Below are 14,621 nucleotides of genomic sequence, written 5' to 3' on the forward strand. Positions count from 1 at the left end.
CCGCAAGGGGGAGGGTGCTCACAACCCTCATCGGGTCGAGTACAGCAGGCGATTGGCTTCTTTGAAAAAATCGGGTTGCGGCAGCAGTTCGCCGCTAGGGAACCGGACGAACAACGCGGTGACTCGGCGATCTTTCCCCATCACGATTTCTTGGAAGGTCATCGCGTTGGCGATCCGAGGTGAATCGGCGGGAACTTTGGTGTTGGTGTGGTCCAGGGTGAGCGAAACCGGCTCCAGCTTCAGGTATTTCTCCGGTTCGCTCAGGGTGGCGGCGACTTTGGCGAGGTGCTTGTCGAGCGTGGCCGAATCGGCGCGCAGTTGGCTCAGTTCGGTTTCGAGGTCCTGAAGCTGTCGTTCGAGGGCGTTCAAATCGACGGGTTCCGCCGTGGCCGGTTCCGCCAGGGATTCAAAACCGACCTGGGCTTTCTTCAGCAGACTGGCTTTTTGCTGGAGCAGCTTTCGCTGCCGCTGTTCCAGTTGGGTTTTTTGGACACGGCTGGCGGTCAGGCGTTGCAAGGCGGTTTCGATCAGGTAATCGGCCGCGCGCCTCATGAGTTCCCGACGAGTGTCCTGTTCGTTGTCGGTGAGGAAAACCAGCCGGTGGTCGCGGAAGTCGACGACGGTTTGCGGCACGTCCCGCCGGAGGATTTCCCCCTCCATCTCGATCCCAAGCACGTTCCTTTCGACCCGCGCCGCGCCGAGTCCGGCATACAGTTCCGCCGGCAAGGGGACGGACGCCTGTTTGAGGTAGCCGCGGGTGCCGTCGCTGAAACTCAGGATCTCGCGCAAACTCTCGGGCGAGGCGAACAGGGCGCGCAAGCGGGGGTCGGTCATATAACCTTGCCGGTCGGCCACAATGGCGGGCGGCAGAGCATTGACGAAATTCACCACGAAGTCGATGGTGTGTTCCACCGCGCCCCACAGCTTGCGCCGGTAGTGGCTCACCGCCCGCAGACGGGGATCGGTGCCGTCCACCACCCGTTCGATGCCTCTCAGCATCAAGTCCTTGTCGAATTTGCCGGGCTGGTTGCTACCGGAAAAAATGGACTGCAACAGACGAAACGCCATGGTCGTTCTCCTGGTGAGCGGGTTCGGCGAGGAGCGCGCGGGCGGCTTCACGCCATGATGTTCACGCCGCCGTCGACGTACACCGTGCTGCCGGTCAAGCGGCGGGCGTAGGGCGTGGCCAGATAGGCGCAGGTGAAACCCACGTCCATAATGTCGACCAGTTCGCCGATCGGCGCCCGCTGCACCGCTTCGTTGAGCAGCAGATCGAAGTCTTTCAGTCCCGAGGCGGCCCGGGTCTTGAGCGGCCCCGGCGAGATAGCGTGCACCCGGATGCCCTGCCGGCCCAATTCGTAAGCGAGATAGCGACAGGATGATTCCAACGCGGCCTTGACCGGCCCCATCACGTTGTAGTTGGGCACTACTTCCGTCGCGCCGTGGTAGCTCATGGCGAACATCGCGCCACCCTCGGTCATCAGCGGCGCCGCCAGCTTGGCCATGCGGATGAAGGAATGACAGGAAATGTCCATCGCCTTGGCGAACCCTGCCGCCGAACAATCGAGCAATCCGCCCTGCAAATCGTCCTTGGGGGCGAAGGCGATGGAGTGGACCAGGATGTCGAGCCGGCCCCACTGTTGGGTGATGGCCTCGAACAGGGTTTCGAGCTGGCCCGGCTGGCTGACGTCCAGGGGCATGAAGATCGGTGCCTCTAGGGTTTTCGCCAGCGGTTCGATGTATTGTTTCGATTTTTCATTCAGGTAGGTAATCGCTAATTCCGCTTCCAGCTCGCGAAACGCCTTGGCGCAACCATGGGCGATAGAGTGTTCGTTGGCGATGCCAGTCACCAGCGCCTTCTTGCCCTTGAGTGGGGGACGAGGGATTTCAACCGTCATGATGAAACGCTCCTGATTGGATGGGCGCCGATGCAGGGATGGCCTTGTCGTGTTGGCGGCGCGGCAATCCCTGTCCGGTGGGGTGGGCTGACTATTCCATCGTGACCGAGATGCCGCTGGCCGAGCCGACGTTCAACTGCAAGCCTTGGGTGCGCGACTCCAACCGCATGATCACGCCGTTCTCGTTCTTAAGTCGCAAGCCGCCCACACCGCCGCCCAGCGCGATGCCGACATCCAATTTGGTGTAGGTGCCGGGGAATTTGGAGATTTTCTTTTAAATCGTAGACCTCGCCAGCGGCGCTCATTTTGGAAATGCCGACATTGACGCCCGCGGTCAGTCCACCGATCTTGAAGGGATATTTCTTGCCATGGAACGTCAGCGTGCCGCCACCGACGCTGCCACCCAGAATGAACGCGAACTGCGTTTCGTCGATCGCGACCGTTCCGGACGGTTTCTTGGCATCCGCCGCCAGCGCCAGACTGCCCACCCATAATGTGGTGGCCAGCAGGACGGGGCCGGCTACTTTGTGAATATTCATCATCATCAGATTCTTCCTCGGTTCAGGTTGGCTAGCGGAATCCCGGTCGGGTCAAACCACTGCACGTTCGCCCGATCGGTTACCTCACAGCCTGATGGCTGAAAACACAATTTTTCCAAGCCAGATCAGGTCAGCCCGGCGCGCCGGCCGCCACCAGCGTCCGGGTATGGCGGGCGATCATTAATTCCTCGTTGGTCGGAATCACCCAGGCGGTAACTCGGCTGCCCGCCGTGCTGAGGCGCGGACCACCCGCCGCGTTGGCGGTCGGGTCGAGTTCCACCCCGAGCCAGGCGGCGGCCCGGCAGACCTGTTCCCGGATCGGCGCGGCGTGCTCACCGATGCCGGCGGTGAATACCAGGGCGTCGAGTCCGCCCAGCGCGGCGGCGAGCGAACCCAGTTCCCGGCCGATGCGGTAAACGAACAGTTCCACCGCGAATTTCGCCCGCGGTTCGTCGGCGGCGAGCAGGGCGCGCATGTCACTGGAAACGCCGGAAACACCCAACAAGCCCGACTGTTGGTAGAGCAGTTTTTCGATGGCGCGGGCATCCATCTTCAGCTCGTCCATCAGATAGAGGACGACGCCTGGATCGAGATTGCCGCTGCGGGTGCCCATCGGCAGCCCGTCCACGGCGGTGAAACCCATCGTGCTCGCGACGCTCCGGCCGCCGTGAATCGCGCACATGCTGGCTCCATTGCCCAGATGCAGCACCACCGCGCGTCCCGCCGCCGCGCGAGGGTCAACCTGAGGTAGGGCGGAGGCGATGTATTCGTAGGAGAGACCGTGGAAGCCATAGCGCCGCACGCCCCGTTCGGTGATTTCGGGCGGCAGCGCGAACGCCTGGGCGGTTTCCGGCTGGTGGCGATGAAAAGCGGTGTCGAAACAGGCCACCTGCGGCAATTGCGGCTGATGGGCCAGCAACAGGCGGATCGGCCTGAGGTTGTGGGGCTGGTGCAACGGTGCCAGCGGGATGAATTGCTCCAGGTGGCCGACGATCTCGGCGGTCAGCCGGACCGGCGCGGCGTAGTCGAGACCCCCATGCACCACCCGATGCCCCACGGCGACCAGTCGGTGCTCGCCGAGTTGCTCGCGTAGAAAACTAGCCAGATAGGCGATGGCGCCGTCGTGGCCGAGCGGTTCACCCGCCGACCACTGTCGTTCGCCGACCGTGGCGCCCGCCGCGTCCTTGACCTTGAAGCGAGGTGTGGTGTAGAGGCCCTCGATTTGCCCGCCCAGCAACAGGTCGAGCGCTTCGCCCCGTTCCAGAAACAGCGAAAACTTGATACTGGATGAGCCGGCATTGACCACCAGAATCGCGTCACTCATGGCGCCACCGCCTTGCTGGCGCTTTCCCGCCGCGCTTGAGCAACCAGCGCGGCCACCGCGCAGGACGCCAGCCGAGTCGTGACCGAATCGGCGCGGCTGGTCAGAATAATGGGAACCCGGGCGCCGAGCACGATGCCGGCGGCGTCGGCGTCGGCCAGAAAGCTCAGGCTCTTGGCCAGCATGTTGCCGGCTTCCAGATCGGGCACCACCAGGATATCGGCCAGCCCCGCCACCGGCGAGTCGATCTTTTTGATCTGAGCCGCCGCCAGATTGATGGCATTGTCCAGCGCCAGCGGGCCGTCCAGGATGCCGCCGACGATCTGCTTGCGGTCGGCCATCTTGCACAGGGCGGCGGCTTCCACAGTGGACTGGATCTTGGGGTTCACCGTTTCCATGGCGGACAAGATCGCCACCTTCGGCTGTTCGAGACCCAGCGCGCGGGCCAGGTCGATGGCGTTTTGGACGATGTGAATCTTATCTTCCAGGGTCGGGAAGATGTTGATCGCCGCGTCGGTAACAATGATCGGTCGGTCCAGGCTCGGCACATCCATGATGAAGGCGTGGCTGATGCGCCGTTCGGTGCGCAAGCCGGTCGCGGTCCGCACCACCGCGCCCATCAGCTCGTCGGTGTGCAGGCTACCTTTCATCAGCATCTCGGCCTTGCCCTCGCGGGCCAGTCGCACCGCTTCATCGGCGGCGGCATGGCTGTGGGGGACATCCACGATTTCGTAGCCGGAGATATCGAGTGGGAAGTGTGCCGCCGTGGTTTCGATTTTGGCGCGCGGACCCACCAGGATCGGTTGCAAGATATTCAGTTCGGCGGCTTCCACCACGCCCTTGAGCGAGGTTTCGTCGCAGGGGTGGGCGACGGCGGTCGGCACCGGGGTCAGGGCTTGACACCGGGCGATCAGCCGTTGGTATTTCTCGTGCTTGCAGTCCATGAATGGCTCCTCTTTCGCCAACATCAATCGGTCAATGCCAAACTGCGGTCGGTGCATCAGGTTATTTGCTGGCGCTGGTGGCAACGGATTTATCGTTGTGATCTCACGGGACTCCGGCTCATTTCATGCCGGTCAGCAGATCCGCCAGCACCTGATCGAAGGCATCGACCCGGATCAGGCCCAAGCGTGGGTACTCGATGTCGATGATGACGTATACCGCCACCGCCATGACGGCGGCAAAGCCGATCATGTGCAGCCAGTTGCGCGACGTTCCACCGGCCATGCCGTAGCCGGCTAGCAGCGCGCTGGCCAGCGCCAGTCCGAACAGCAGCGCGAAGATGATCGTCGGCGGGTGCAGTTGAGTCGCCATGGCCCGGGTCGTGGTGATGTCGATCATCTGGTTCAGCGCCGGCAGCAACAACATCGTCGCTGGTGGCGGTGCGCCTTCCATGCGTCCGGCGGCCATCGCCTGAGTCCAGATTTCTTCCTGCAACTGAGTGGAACGAACCAGCTCCGCCTTGGCGGCTTCGACATTGGGCAGCTTCCGATAGATCTCCATCCGGGAATCCACATAGCGTCGGAACAAATCCCGCAGCGCCGGCTGCGCATCGGTTGGCAGCAAACCGAGCCGCAGGTAGGCGGTACCGATGGCATTGACCTCCTCGACCACCAGATTCCGACGCGTATCGAAACGCGAGGCCGCGCCCGAGAAAGTGAAGGCGATCAGCAAGCCCAGCAGCGCGAACACCGCGCCCTTGATCGCGCCGGTACCGGTCCGCGCTCCTTCGGCGTCGTTCGCCAGTCGACGGTTGCCAATCCGCCGGCCGGCTTCCAGAAAAACCAGCATCCCAAGAAACAGCATCAGGGCGATCAGTGAGGTCAGCGCGTAGTCCATGTGAAGTCCTGACGGGAGAAAAATTAGGTTGGGGAATTTAGCGTATCAAGTGTGTAACCCACCGTTTCCACGACGGATGGGTCACGCCGGACTAACCGGCTGAAGCGTTCTCGGAACCGCCGGTGTCACCGCCCGTTCCAGCCGCGATGAGCAGTTGTTCGATCCGCGTCAACCGCTCCGCTCGTGCGTCGCTCACTTCGCCGGCGGCGGACACGACCTGCCGGATCTTGCCGAGCACCTCCGCCCGAGTGGCCGTATCGATGGGCAGCATCTTGGGGATCGCGGCCAGCGCCTCGTCGCGATCGAGCAGCAGGGCAAAGAACTGCTCGCGCAGCATTTGCTTGAACTCCGCCAGGGTCAGGCCGCCATGTTCGGCGCGCATCTGCCGTAGCGCCTCGAAGGCGCGCTCGTCGACACCGGATCCCGCCATGCCAATGTAGACCAGGCTGCGAATCGCCGCTTCGCGCAGGCCACCTTCGGCGATACGGGCCTTGAGTTCGGCGATGCGCTGCTGGATGAACGCGATGCGCTCCGGTTCGACCCCCGGTCGCCGGCGCGGAGGCTCGTCCGAAGCCCGCAACCCGACCAGCGCTTGCAACACCGGCGAGCTGTAAATACCGAGGAAGATTTGCTCCATGCCGCGATCACGCAGATCGCGATAGCCGTCAAGGGCGGCGATGATCCCGTCCGAGATCATGGCTTGCACATGGAGTAGGGGATTATCGGGTGAAGTCGGCTGGCGCTGCTCGCGCACCTGCTCGGCCAATTGGGCAATCTGCCGCATCAGCGGGTTGCGATCCGAAAACAGCTCGAAGGGTAGTTCGGAAGGATTGAGCTTGTGGAGCCATTCAGCCGTTTGCGTGTTGGCGAAGGCTTGGACGAACGGTTGGAACAGGGTGCGATACAGACCGAGGTTGATTTCCGAGACGCGTCGGGCGGCGGCGAAGCGCCGCTCGTTTTCCAGGCTGGGCTGAACGATGGCTCGAATGTCGTCCAGAGTGCGCGGTTCGAAGCGCGCGATCCAGTCCCCGACGATCAAATCGGGGTTGGCGGCATCGGCGGTCTTGGGGGTCAGCACCGCTTCGTACAGACCGGGCGGCAGCACGTCGATCAGGTCGATGTTGGAGGCGAACTCCTGATGTTCCTTCTTGGCCACCCCACCGGAGACGAAGATACCGAGATGGCCGATGCTTTCGTGGATGGCGTAAACGATGGTTTGACCGCAGGCGCGCAGATCGTCGTCTTGCGCATAGAGATCGACAATCCAGCCCAGCGCTTGTTGGGGCGGGGTGATGTTGTCGCCCTTGGAACAGAAGCAAATGATCGGCGAACGGATATTGCGTAGATCGATGCGCACCCCGTCGCTGGTGACGATTTCGGCGGTGGCCAGCCGGTTGCCGACGAACAGTTGATCGACGATCCATTGCATTTCCTCGGCGTTGAGATTGACGTGGCCTCCCCACCATTTCTCGAATTCCAGGAAGCGCGATCCCTCGGTATCGACTTTCGACCAAAGGTCGTAGTTCTTGGTCCAGAAGGTATTGGCGGGGTTGAGACTCTCGAAGTTCTCGACCAGATAGGCGCCATCGAACTTGCCACCGCCGATGTCGCTGGTCAGCGCGGTCAGCCAACTGCCGCCTAGCACCCCGCCGGTGTAGCGCATCGGGTTCTGGCCTTCCACCCCGGCCCAGTAGGACAGCGGCGAACCGGGCACGATGATCGGACCAAACAATTCCGGCCGGGTCGCGGCCACCATCATCACTGCCCATCCGGCTTGGCAGTTGCCGACCACGCAGGGTTTGCCTTCGGCGTCGGGGTGCAGCGCGATAACTTTCTCCAGAAAGACCGCCTCGGCACGCATGATGTCCTCGATGGTCTGGCCTGGCATCGGGTCGGGGGTGAAACCGACGAAGTAACAGGGATGACCGGCGCGCATCGCCACGCCCAGTTCGCTGTCGGCCTTGAAGCCGCCGATCCCCGGACCGTGGCCGGCGCGCGGATCGACCACCACGAACGGGCGCTTCTTCGGGTCGATGATCACGCCTTCCGGCGGCTGAACTCGCACCAGCCCATAATTGACCGGCCGTTCGAAGGTCCGGCCGTCCAGCACCAGATCCACGTCGAAGCTCAATACATTGGGGACTGCCTTGGCTTTCTGCGCGTAATATTGGTCGCTGCGCTGGCGCAGCACGTCCCAGAACAGAATGGTGCGCTGCCAACCATCGATCCAGTAATCAACGGCCTGTTGGGCAGGAGCGGGCATAAGGGCCTGGGTGGAGAGAGTAGATAGGGATTGGGATGGCTCGGTCATCGATCAAGCTCCTTGGGAATCTCGAATAACCATTTATTAAATAATCAATTATGCGCTCGTTTACTCCTCATCAGGCGGCGCATCCGCCGGGCGGGTTTCGCGGCGGTAGGCTTTCAGCGCCTGACGGAGGGTCGGGAAGATATGCTCCTTGTGTTCGGAGCGGTAGAGTCCTATTTCTTGCAGCCAATTGAGAAGTTCGGTCTTGCGTCCGGCCAGAATCAGGGTAATGCCGCGCTCTTCCAGAGCCTCCCTGAGATCGCGCAAGACATACAGACCGGTTACGTCGATGTGGCTGATGGGAATCGCATCGATGACGAACCACTGGAGTTCCGGGCCGGCGGCGTCGGCCACCGCCAATGCCCGCTGTTTGAAGTAGGCGGCATTAAAGAAGGTGATGGGACCGTCGAAACGGTAAAGCGCCAGGCCGGAGAAGGTTCTGGCGCCCGGATGTCGTTCGACCGAATGGAACCCAGGCAGGCCGTCCACCTGGCCGAGCACCTCATCGCGGGGCCGCGCGGTCAGCTTGACGAAACGCACCAGCGCCAGCGCCACCGCGATCAGAATGGCATTGATCGCGCCCACCGCCACCACGCCCAGCATGGTGAGCACCGACAGCCCCACCTCGCGCCGGTCGATCTTCCAGATGTCTCGCAACGCGCGGATATCGAACAGCGAAAACGCGGCGAACACCAGCACCACGCCCAGCGCGGCGATGGGAACGTACCGCAAGGGTCCGGTCAGAAACAGCAACACCGTCGCGATGGTCGCGGCGGCCACCAGACCAGTGACCTGCGTGCGACCGCCGGCTGAGTCCGCCATGGCGGTGCGCGAGGCCGCGCCGGTGACGGCAAAACCCTGGGACAGGGCGGCGGCGATATTGGCGGCGCCGAACGCGGCAAACTCGCGATCGACATCGATCTCGTAGCGGTTCTTCGCCGCAAAGCTGCGGGCGGTCAACACACCGCTGGAAAACAGCACCAGGGCCAGACCCGCCGCGCTGGCAAGGAGAGCGGGCAAGTGTTCGAGGGAGACGGTAGGCCAGCGCGGCAGGGGCAGTCCGGCGGGAACCGCACCCAGAACCGCCACTCCCTGTCCATCCAGTTTCAGCACGGCGACCGCAATGCCGGCGACCACCAGCGTGATCAGCGCCGCCGGCCAGCGCGGCAGGAACCGGCGCGCCAGAAGCAGCACGGCAAAGCTGCCCAAACCCACCGCCAGGGTTGGACCATGCGTCTGTGGCAGCTTGGCGATGAATTCAAGCAGGCGGGGAATGATGCGGCCGGACTCGATGGCAAAGCCGAACAGCTTGCCGATTTGCCCGAGCAGGATGCTGATGGCGACGCCATTCAGGAAACCGACCAGGATCGGCTTGGACAGGAAATCCGCCAGCGCGCCCAGCCGGAGGAAACTCGCCGCGATGCAAAACAGGCCGGTGAAGAACGTCAGCAGGATCGCGAGCGATCCATACAAGGCTGGATCGCCGGCGGCCAGTGGTGTGATGGCGGCGGCAATCATCGCGCAGGTCGCCGCGTCGGGATTCACCATCAACTGCCGCGAGGTGCCGAAAAGGGCGTAGGCCACCAGCGGCAGGATGCATGAGTACAGGCCCACGACCGGATCAAAACCGGCGAGTTCCGCATACGCAACGGCGACGGGTAACGCGACCGCCGCCACCGAGATGCCGGCCACCAAATCGTGGCGGAAGTCCGCCGCGAATCGGTAGCGCAGGAGTGCTGGCACGCCGGGCGCGAGGCGCGCCAAACGTGCCATCAGGCGTTGGTTCATTAGGGCTCACTGATCGGAAGGTAACGGGCCAGCGGCAGGATGATCTTCATACCCGGTTAACGATTGATCCAGCCGCCGCCGCCGTAACCGCCGCGGCGATTGATCCAACCGCCGCCACCGCCACCGCCATTGATCCAGCCGCCGCCGCCGTAACCGCCGCGGCGGTTGATCCAGCCGGCGCGGGCGCGATGGGGAACCATCAACCCCCCCGCCCAGCAGCACTCCGCCAATCACCGCCTGCGACCATTTGCCCAAACCGCGCAGAAAGGTGCGTCGCTCCTGCATTTCCGGGGCATCCGCGTGTTCGAGAGACTGTGTATTCTGTTGATCGCTCATGATCGTTCTCCACTCACTCGGCTTGCTTTGAAGCCGCGGCGGGCGTAGCCGCTGGAGCCGCCGAAGCTTTGCCTTTCGGTGGAGTATCAGCGCCGGTCAGGTTGGAAAAGTGCAGGGTCTGAATCTTCCAGCCCTCTTTCTGTTTTTCGAACACAGCCGAAACATTCAGCCCATACTTCCGGGTCTGGCCGTCCAGGGCAACGTCTTGCATGTTGCACGAGGCAACCAGCCAGGCGACTTCGCCCCGGTGACCGCCGGAGGTATCCGGACATTGATGTTTCAGCGATCCGGCCTTGAAGTCCTTCATAAATTCCTGGTAAGCGGCTTCGACCTCCGCCTTGCCCTTCCAGAACTCGCCAGGGCCGGTCCCCATCATGGCGATTTTGGGATCGTCGGCGTAAAGCGAAAGCAAGGCCTTGAGATCCTGCTTGTCCAGAGCCTCGTCGTGCTTTTGCAGCACGGCCTGGATTTCTTCCCTGACCAGGTCGGTCTCCACCGGTTGAGCCCCCCCAGACCGGCGCCGTCAAAACCAGACCCAGGGTCGCGGTGATCGGGCCAAGATCCTTGCGAATGGGACGCTTTTTCATGGAAAACACTCCTCTTCAGTTGATGATGCCGAGAATCCAACGCAACCCGGAGCTTGGTTGACAGGATGAGCAACATTCATGGTGGCGGGTCGGTCGCCATGGCGGACAACGCAGGATCGTCCGCTTCCCCGGGCTGCGGATCGTTCTGCCCGTGCCGTGCCTGCCAGGCGAATTCAAGGCCACGGATTGCGGTGATCGTGCGAAAATCCAGCATGGGTGGTTCGGTGGCTGTCTCCATCAATTCCACGAGACGGGTAAAATGCTCCGAGCAAAGCATCGAGCGTAGATTGTCCTCGGTATCCCACGCCTCGACGTAACAGAGACACCGAGGATCGCAACTTTCCGTGAAAAGATGGGTCTCCAAACAACCTCGCTCCAGCCGCGCCAACCGGGCTAGCGATCGCAACGCGACACGTAGCGACGGGGTCCGCTTTGGAGGGGTTCGCAGGCAAAGCCGCAGTTCGATCATGCCCTCGACAATTGCAGGCAACGCGCCAACCGAACCGGAATGAGATTTTTGATAAGAAGATATTTAAAATTAATAAGTTGTAAATATTTTCCCAGTCGAAAAATAGCGTCGGCGCCAGCAGGGAATCTGAAATATCGTGGAACTCCGAAATATCGGGGACTCACAACTCAGCGGCGGTGCAAACCGAGTTTGGCCATGCGGCTTTCGAGGGTGGTGGGTTTGAGGCCGAGAATTTCCGCCGCGCCGCTCGCACCCCGGATGCGTCCGCCGGTGAATTCCAGCACCCGCTGGATGTGTTCGCGTTCGGCCTCGGCCAAGGTGGCAAGACCCCGGGTGACCGGAGTGGCAACGGTGCCCGGCCGGTCGATCTTCAGCGTGGGGCCACTAGCCAGAATCATCACCCGCTCGATGGTATTACGCAGTTCACGCACGTTGCCGGGCCACGGATACCGTTGTAGCCCTAGCAAACTGGTTTTGGTGATCGCCTCGACCGGCTTCCCCATGGCCTTCGAGAACTCCTCCACGAAGGCCCACACCAGCAATGGCACATCCTCCAGCCGCTCGCGCAATGGCGGTGCCGTGATTGGAAACACGTTGAGGCGATAATACAAATCCTCACGGAAGCGGCCCTCGGCGACCGCCTTGGCCAAGTCCCGGTTGGTGGCGGCGATCACCCGCACATCCACCTTGATGATCTTTGGGCTACCCAACCGTTCGACCTCCTTTTCTTGCAGCACCCGGAGCAACTTCGCCTGGGATTCGAGCGGCAATTCGCTGATCTCGTCAAGGAAGATCGTCGACCCATCCGCCATCTCGAAGCGGCCAATCTGCCGGGCAAGCGCGCCGCTATAGGCGCCCTTCTCGCGCCCGAACAGTTCGCTCTCGATCAAGGCCGCCGGAATCGCCGCGCAGTTCACCCGGACCATGGCACGGTTGCGGCGTGGGCTCAATGTGTGGATCGCCGTCGCGAACAATTCCTTGCCGGTTCCGGTTTCACCCAGCAACAGCACCGAGGAGGCGGTCGGGGCCACCTGTTCCACTTGCGTCAGGACCCGACGAAGAGCCGGACTTTGGCCAACGATGCGGCCGTGGCCTTGGCTGGATTTCACTTCCTGTCGGAGATAAAGATTTTCCCGCGCGAGTTGCGCCTGCAGGCGTTGCACTTCCTCCAGGGCGCCGCGGAGACGCGCTTCCTGGTCCCGCCGTTCGGTGATGTCGAGGGAAGCACCCATCAACCGTACTGGCTGGCCTTGCGCGTCCAGCCGACAGGAACCGATGGCATAGAGCCAACGGACGACGCCATTGGGATACACGACCCGGTATTCCTCGCAAAAATCACCACCCTGGCGTAACACGCCTTGCACGGCGGTCTCTACTGGGCTCCGGTCCTCTGGATGCAAAGACGCTATAAATCGCTGGAAGTTGACCGGTTCGTCCGGTTGGACACCGTACAGGATACGCGCTCGATCCGAGACCCAGATGGCGTCGTGGGGAATATCCCAAACCCACAGGCCGATATGGGCCGCCGCCGCCGCCAGACGCATGCGCTCCTCGCTTTCTTGTAGCGCCCGGTCGGCACTCTGACGGGCCAAGGCATTGGCAAACACGTCGGCGATCAGGCGCAGGCCACGCACCATGGGCTCGGGCCACTCGCGCTCTCCGTGCGCCAGGCTGCAACCGACTGCGCCGATGACGCGGCCGCCGACCATTAAGGGAACCACCATGCCCGACAGGATTTGGTGGCTCCTGAAAAGTTGCCGATCCGCATCACCTTCCGTTGGCAAATCAACCAGGCGCGGCATTATGAAAGGTTGGCCGCTCAACAGCGTTCGGACCAACAACGGTGCCGCGGTGGCCAGGGACGGGAACAGAGGAAATGCCTCAAATCCTGGTCGAGTAAACGAGTGGGTCACAACGATATCCCGACGATCTTCGCTCAGATGCCCCAGGGTCGATCGATCGACATGCAACGCTTCGACTAGGCAACGTAGGGCATTCTCGATTTCCTGATCCACCTGATCGGGGGGTAGGTTGATAAAACGCATCGAGAGTTCGGCCAGCAGGGTTTCAAACCGCAGCCGATCTTCGAGTTCGGCCTGGATATGAGGGTTGAGGGCACTCATGGGAACCTCGAAAAACCCACCTTCCTGGGGGCTGCTCGGGGATACAGGTTTACTCGCATAATAAATTATATAAAAATAAATAGTTGAAAATCATAGCCGTAAACCCATTTTCGGACACCATCCCTTCAACCAGCAAGAAGTGATAACAATTTACATATATCCCGAGCAGACCCCAGGTAATCCGGCCGAACGCCAGCGGCCAGCAGCGCATCGCGCTGGAGGTCCGTGGTTTGCGAGCCGTCCGCCTTGGAGACGCGGGCGTGGCCGATCAGCATGCTGTGCTCCGGTCACTTAAACGACCGTTTAAGTGACTACCGGTGAAAACGGAGTCGCATGGAGCTTTTAGCGCTAAATGGCATCGATGATCGGCGCTATGTGGCCTCGTCCTGGGGGCAGCCGGCTCATGTGCGCCGCGGCCTCAAGCTGAATTCGCCACTGCCAGGCCAGCCGAGCGACGGCGAATGCGCGTTCCATCGCTCGCCTCTCTTATACCTGTTCAAGTATAATATGTATATGGCCGCCCGAGAAAAAACCACTGATCTGGATCGGAAGCCGCAAGAAAGACCTGATGGCGCTTCCGCTCAAGGTGAGAAAGTTCTTCGGCCACGCTTTAGACTTTGCCCAGCGTGGTGATTGGCACGACGCCGCGAAAGCGCTGGCGAGCTTCGGTGGCGCCAGCGTCCTGGAAATGGTCGAGGAGGCACGTACCGCGCAGTCTATACCGTGAAGTTCGAGCAAGCGGTGTTTGTCCTGCACTGCTTTCAGAAGAAGAGCAAAAGTGGGATCGCCACGCCGAAATGAGGACGTGGCAATCATTCGAGTCCGGCTGAAAGTGGCCGAGGTGATCGCGAAGGAGATGAGAGATGGCAAAACGTCTCGTTGAAGGGATCGAGGTCGAGACCGGCTCCGGCAACGTTTTTGCGGACCTGGGTTTCCCTGGTGCCGAAAAGCTCAAAATCAAGTCCGGCTTGGCGATCGAAATCGTCCGCGCCGTGCGTCAACGGGGCCTGACCCAAGAAGAGGCCGGTCGCCGCATGGGCATCCCGCAGCCGAAAGTCTCGGCGTTGCTGCGGGGCGACTTCGCCAACCTGTCCGAGCGCAAACTGATGGACTGCTTGACCCGGCTTGGGTACGACATCGAGATCACGGTGAAGCCGGCGGCTGACCCGGTCGGGCATCGCACGTTGGCCGTCGCTTGACCGGACGCGGCGGGGCGGACCGCCGATCTCGCAAAATGCCATAATACGTAACACGTAATTATCAGGATAAAAGCGACCTCTTAAGTTCCGATAAAAGAGGTTATCAGAACTTATTTCGAGTGGCGTTGCCCGGCCTGGCCTTCCGTCAGGGGCGCTCGGGCGTCTTGCCTTCGTCGGGCGCGGGGCGTAATCTTTACCGACGTAAACCAATTCT

General features: G+C 61.8%; 13 protein-coding genes and 2 pseudogenes. 2 read left to right on the forward strand and 13 right to left on the reverse strand.

The window, feature by feature from the left end; all coding sequences use genetic code 11:
• Positions 1–27: 27 nt before the first annotated feature.
• The 13 genes and pseudogenes from E4P82_RS10000 to E4P82_RS10060 form a co-directional block, all read right to left on the reverse strand.
• The gene (locus E4P82_RS10000; RefSeq protein WP_169248751.1) at positions 28–1,068 is read right to left on the reverse strand and encodes a hypothetical protein; all 1,041 of its coding nucleotides are present in this window, start codon (positions 1,066–1,068) and stop codon (positions 28–30) included.
• A 47-nt stretch (positions 1,069–1,115) separates the two neighbouring features.
• Positions 1,116–1,898: an enoyl-ACP reductase FabI gene (gene fabI, locus E4P82_RS10005; RefSeq protein ID WP_169248752.1), complete on the reverse strand. Its 783-nt coding sequence runs from the start codon at positions 1,896–1,898 to the stop codon at positions 1,116–1,118.
• 188 nt (positions 1,899–2,086) lie between these two features.
• On the reverse strand, positions 2,087–2,443 hold the full coding sequence (locus tag E4P82_RS10010) for a hypothetical protein (protein ID WP_246327495.1): 357 nt from the start codon (positions 2,441–2,443) through the stop codon (positions 2,087–2,089).
• 124 nt (positions 2,444–2,567) lie between these two features.
• On the reverse strand, positions 2,568–3,761 hold the full coding sequence (locus E4P82_RS10015; RefSeq protein ID WP_169248753.1) for an acetate/propionate family kinase: 1,194 nt from the start codon (positions 3,759–3,761) through the stop codon (positions 2,568–2,570).
• Complete coding sequence (locus E4P82_RS10020) at positions 3,758–4,726, reverse strand: phosphate acetyltransferase (RefSeq protein ID WP_169248754.1); 969 nt, start codon at positions 4,724–4,726, stop codon at positions 3,758–3,760. Before E4P82_RS10020 ends, E4P82_RS10015 begins: the two co-directional genes overlap by 4 nt.
• Before the next feature lie 94 nt (positions 4,727–4,820).
• Positions 4,821–5,597: a bestrophin-like domain gene (locus E4P82_RS10025; protein WP_169248755.1), complete on the reverse strand. Its 777-nt coding sequence runs from the start codon at positions 5,595–5,597 to the stop codon at positions 4,821–4,823.
• 91 nt (positions 5,598–5,688) lie between these two features.
• Positions 5,689–7,908 (reverse strand): DUF3141 domain-containing protein, encoded by a 2,220-nt coding sequence (locus tag E4P82_RS10030; protein WP_420887092.1) that lies wholly within the window; start codon positions 7,906–7,908, stop codon positions 5,689–5,691.
• Between the two features lie 60 nt (positions 7,909–7,968).
• Positions 7,969–9,693, reverse strand: a complete 1,725-nt coding sequence (locus tag E4P82_RS10035; protein ID WP_246327497.1) for a SulP family inorganic anion transporter — start codon at positions 9,691–9,693, stop codon at positions 7,969–7,971.
• 6 nt (positions 9,694–9,699) lie between these two features.
• Positions 9,700–10,029 (reverse strand): hypothetical protein, encoded by a 330-nt coding sequence (locus E4P82_RS10040; protein WP_211203102.1) that lies wholly within the window; start codon positions 10,027–10,029, stop codon positions 9,700–9,702.
• 13 nt (positions 10,030–10,042) lie between these two features.
• Positions 10,043–10,525, reverse strand: coding sequence for a nuclear transport factor 2 family protein (locus E4P82_RS10045; protein ID WP_169248756.1), 483 nt, complete (start codon positions 10,523–10,525; stop codon positions 10,043–10,045).
• Between the two features lie 167 nt (positions 10,526–10,692).
• Positions 10,693–11,106: a putative quinol monooxygenase gene (locus E4P82_RS10050; protein WP_169248757.1), complete on the reverse strand. Its 414-nt coding sequence runs from the start codon at positions 11,104–11,106 to the stop codon at positions 10,693–10,695.
• Positions 11,107–11,252: 146 nt separating this feature from the next.
• A complete protein-coding gene (locus E4P82_RS10055; RefSeq protein WP_246327498.1) occupies positions 11,253–13,208 on the reverse strand; it encodes a sigma 54-interacting transcriptional regulator in 1,956 nt (651 codons plus the stop codon).
• A 173-nt stretch (positions 13,209–13,381) separates the two neighbouring features.
• A pseudogene (locus E4P82_RS10060) lies at positions 13,382–13,483 on the reverse strand (recombinase family protein); the annotation flags it as partial.
• A gap of 293 nt (positions 13,484–13,776) precedes the next feature.
• Between E4P82_RS10060 and E4P82_RS10065 the strand changes: the two are divergent.
• Together E4P82_RS10065 and E4P82_RS10070 are read left to right on the forward strand one after the other, a co-directional pair.
• A pseudogene (locus E4P82_RS10065) lies at positions 13,777–14,091 on the forward strand (type II toxin-antitoxin system RelE/ParE family toxin).
• On the forward strand, positions 14,072–14,407 hold the full coding sequence (locus E4P82_RS10070) for a helix-turn-helix domain-containing protein (protein ID WP_169248758.1): 336 nt from the start codon (positions 14,072–14,074) through the stop codon (positions 14,405–14,407). Before E4P82_RS10065 ends, E4P82_RS10070 begins: the two are co-directional and overlap by 20 nt.
• Positions 14,408–14,621: the final 214 nt, after the last annotated feature.

Source organism: Candidatus Competibacter phosphatis (genome assembly GCF_012939995.1).
GTDB classification, from domain to species: Bacteria; Pseudomonadota; Gammaproteobacteria; order Competibacterales; family Competibacteraceae; genus Competibacter; species Competibacter phosphatis.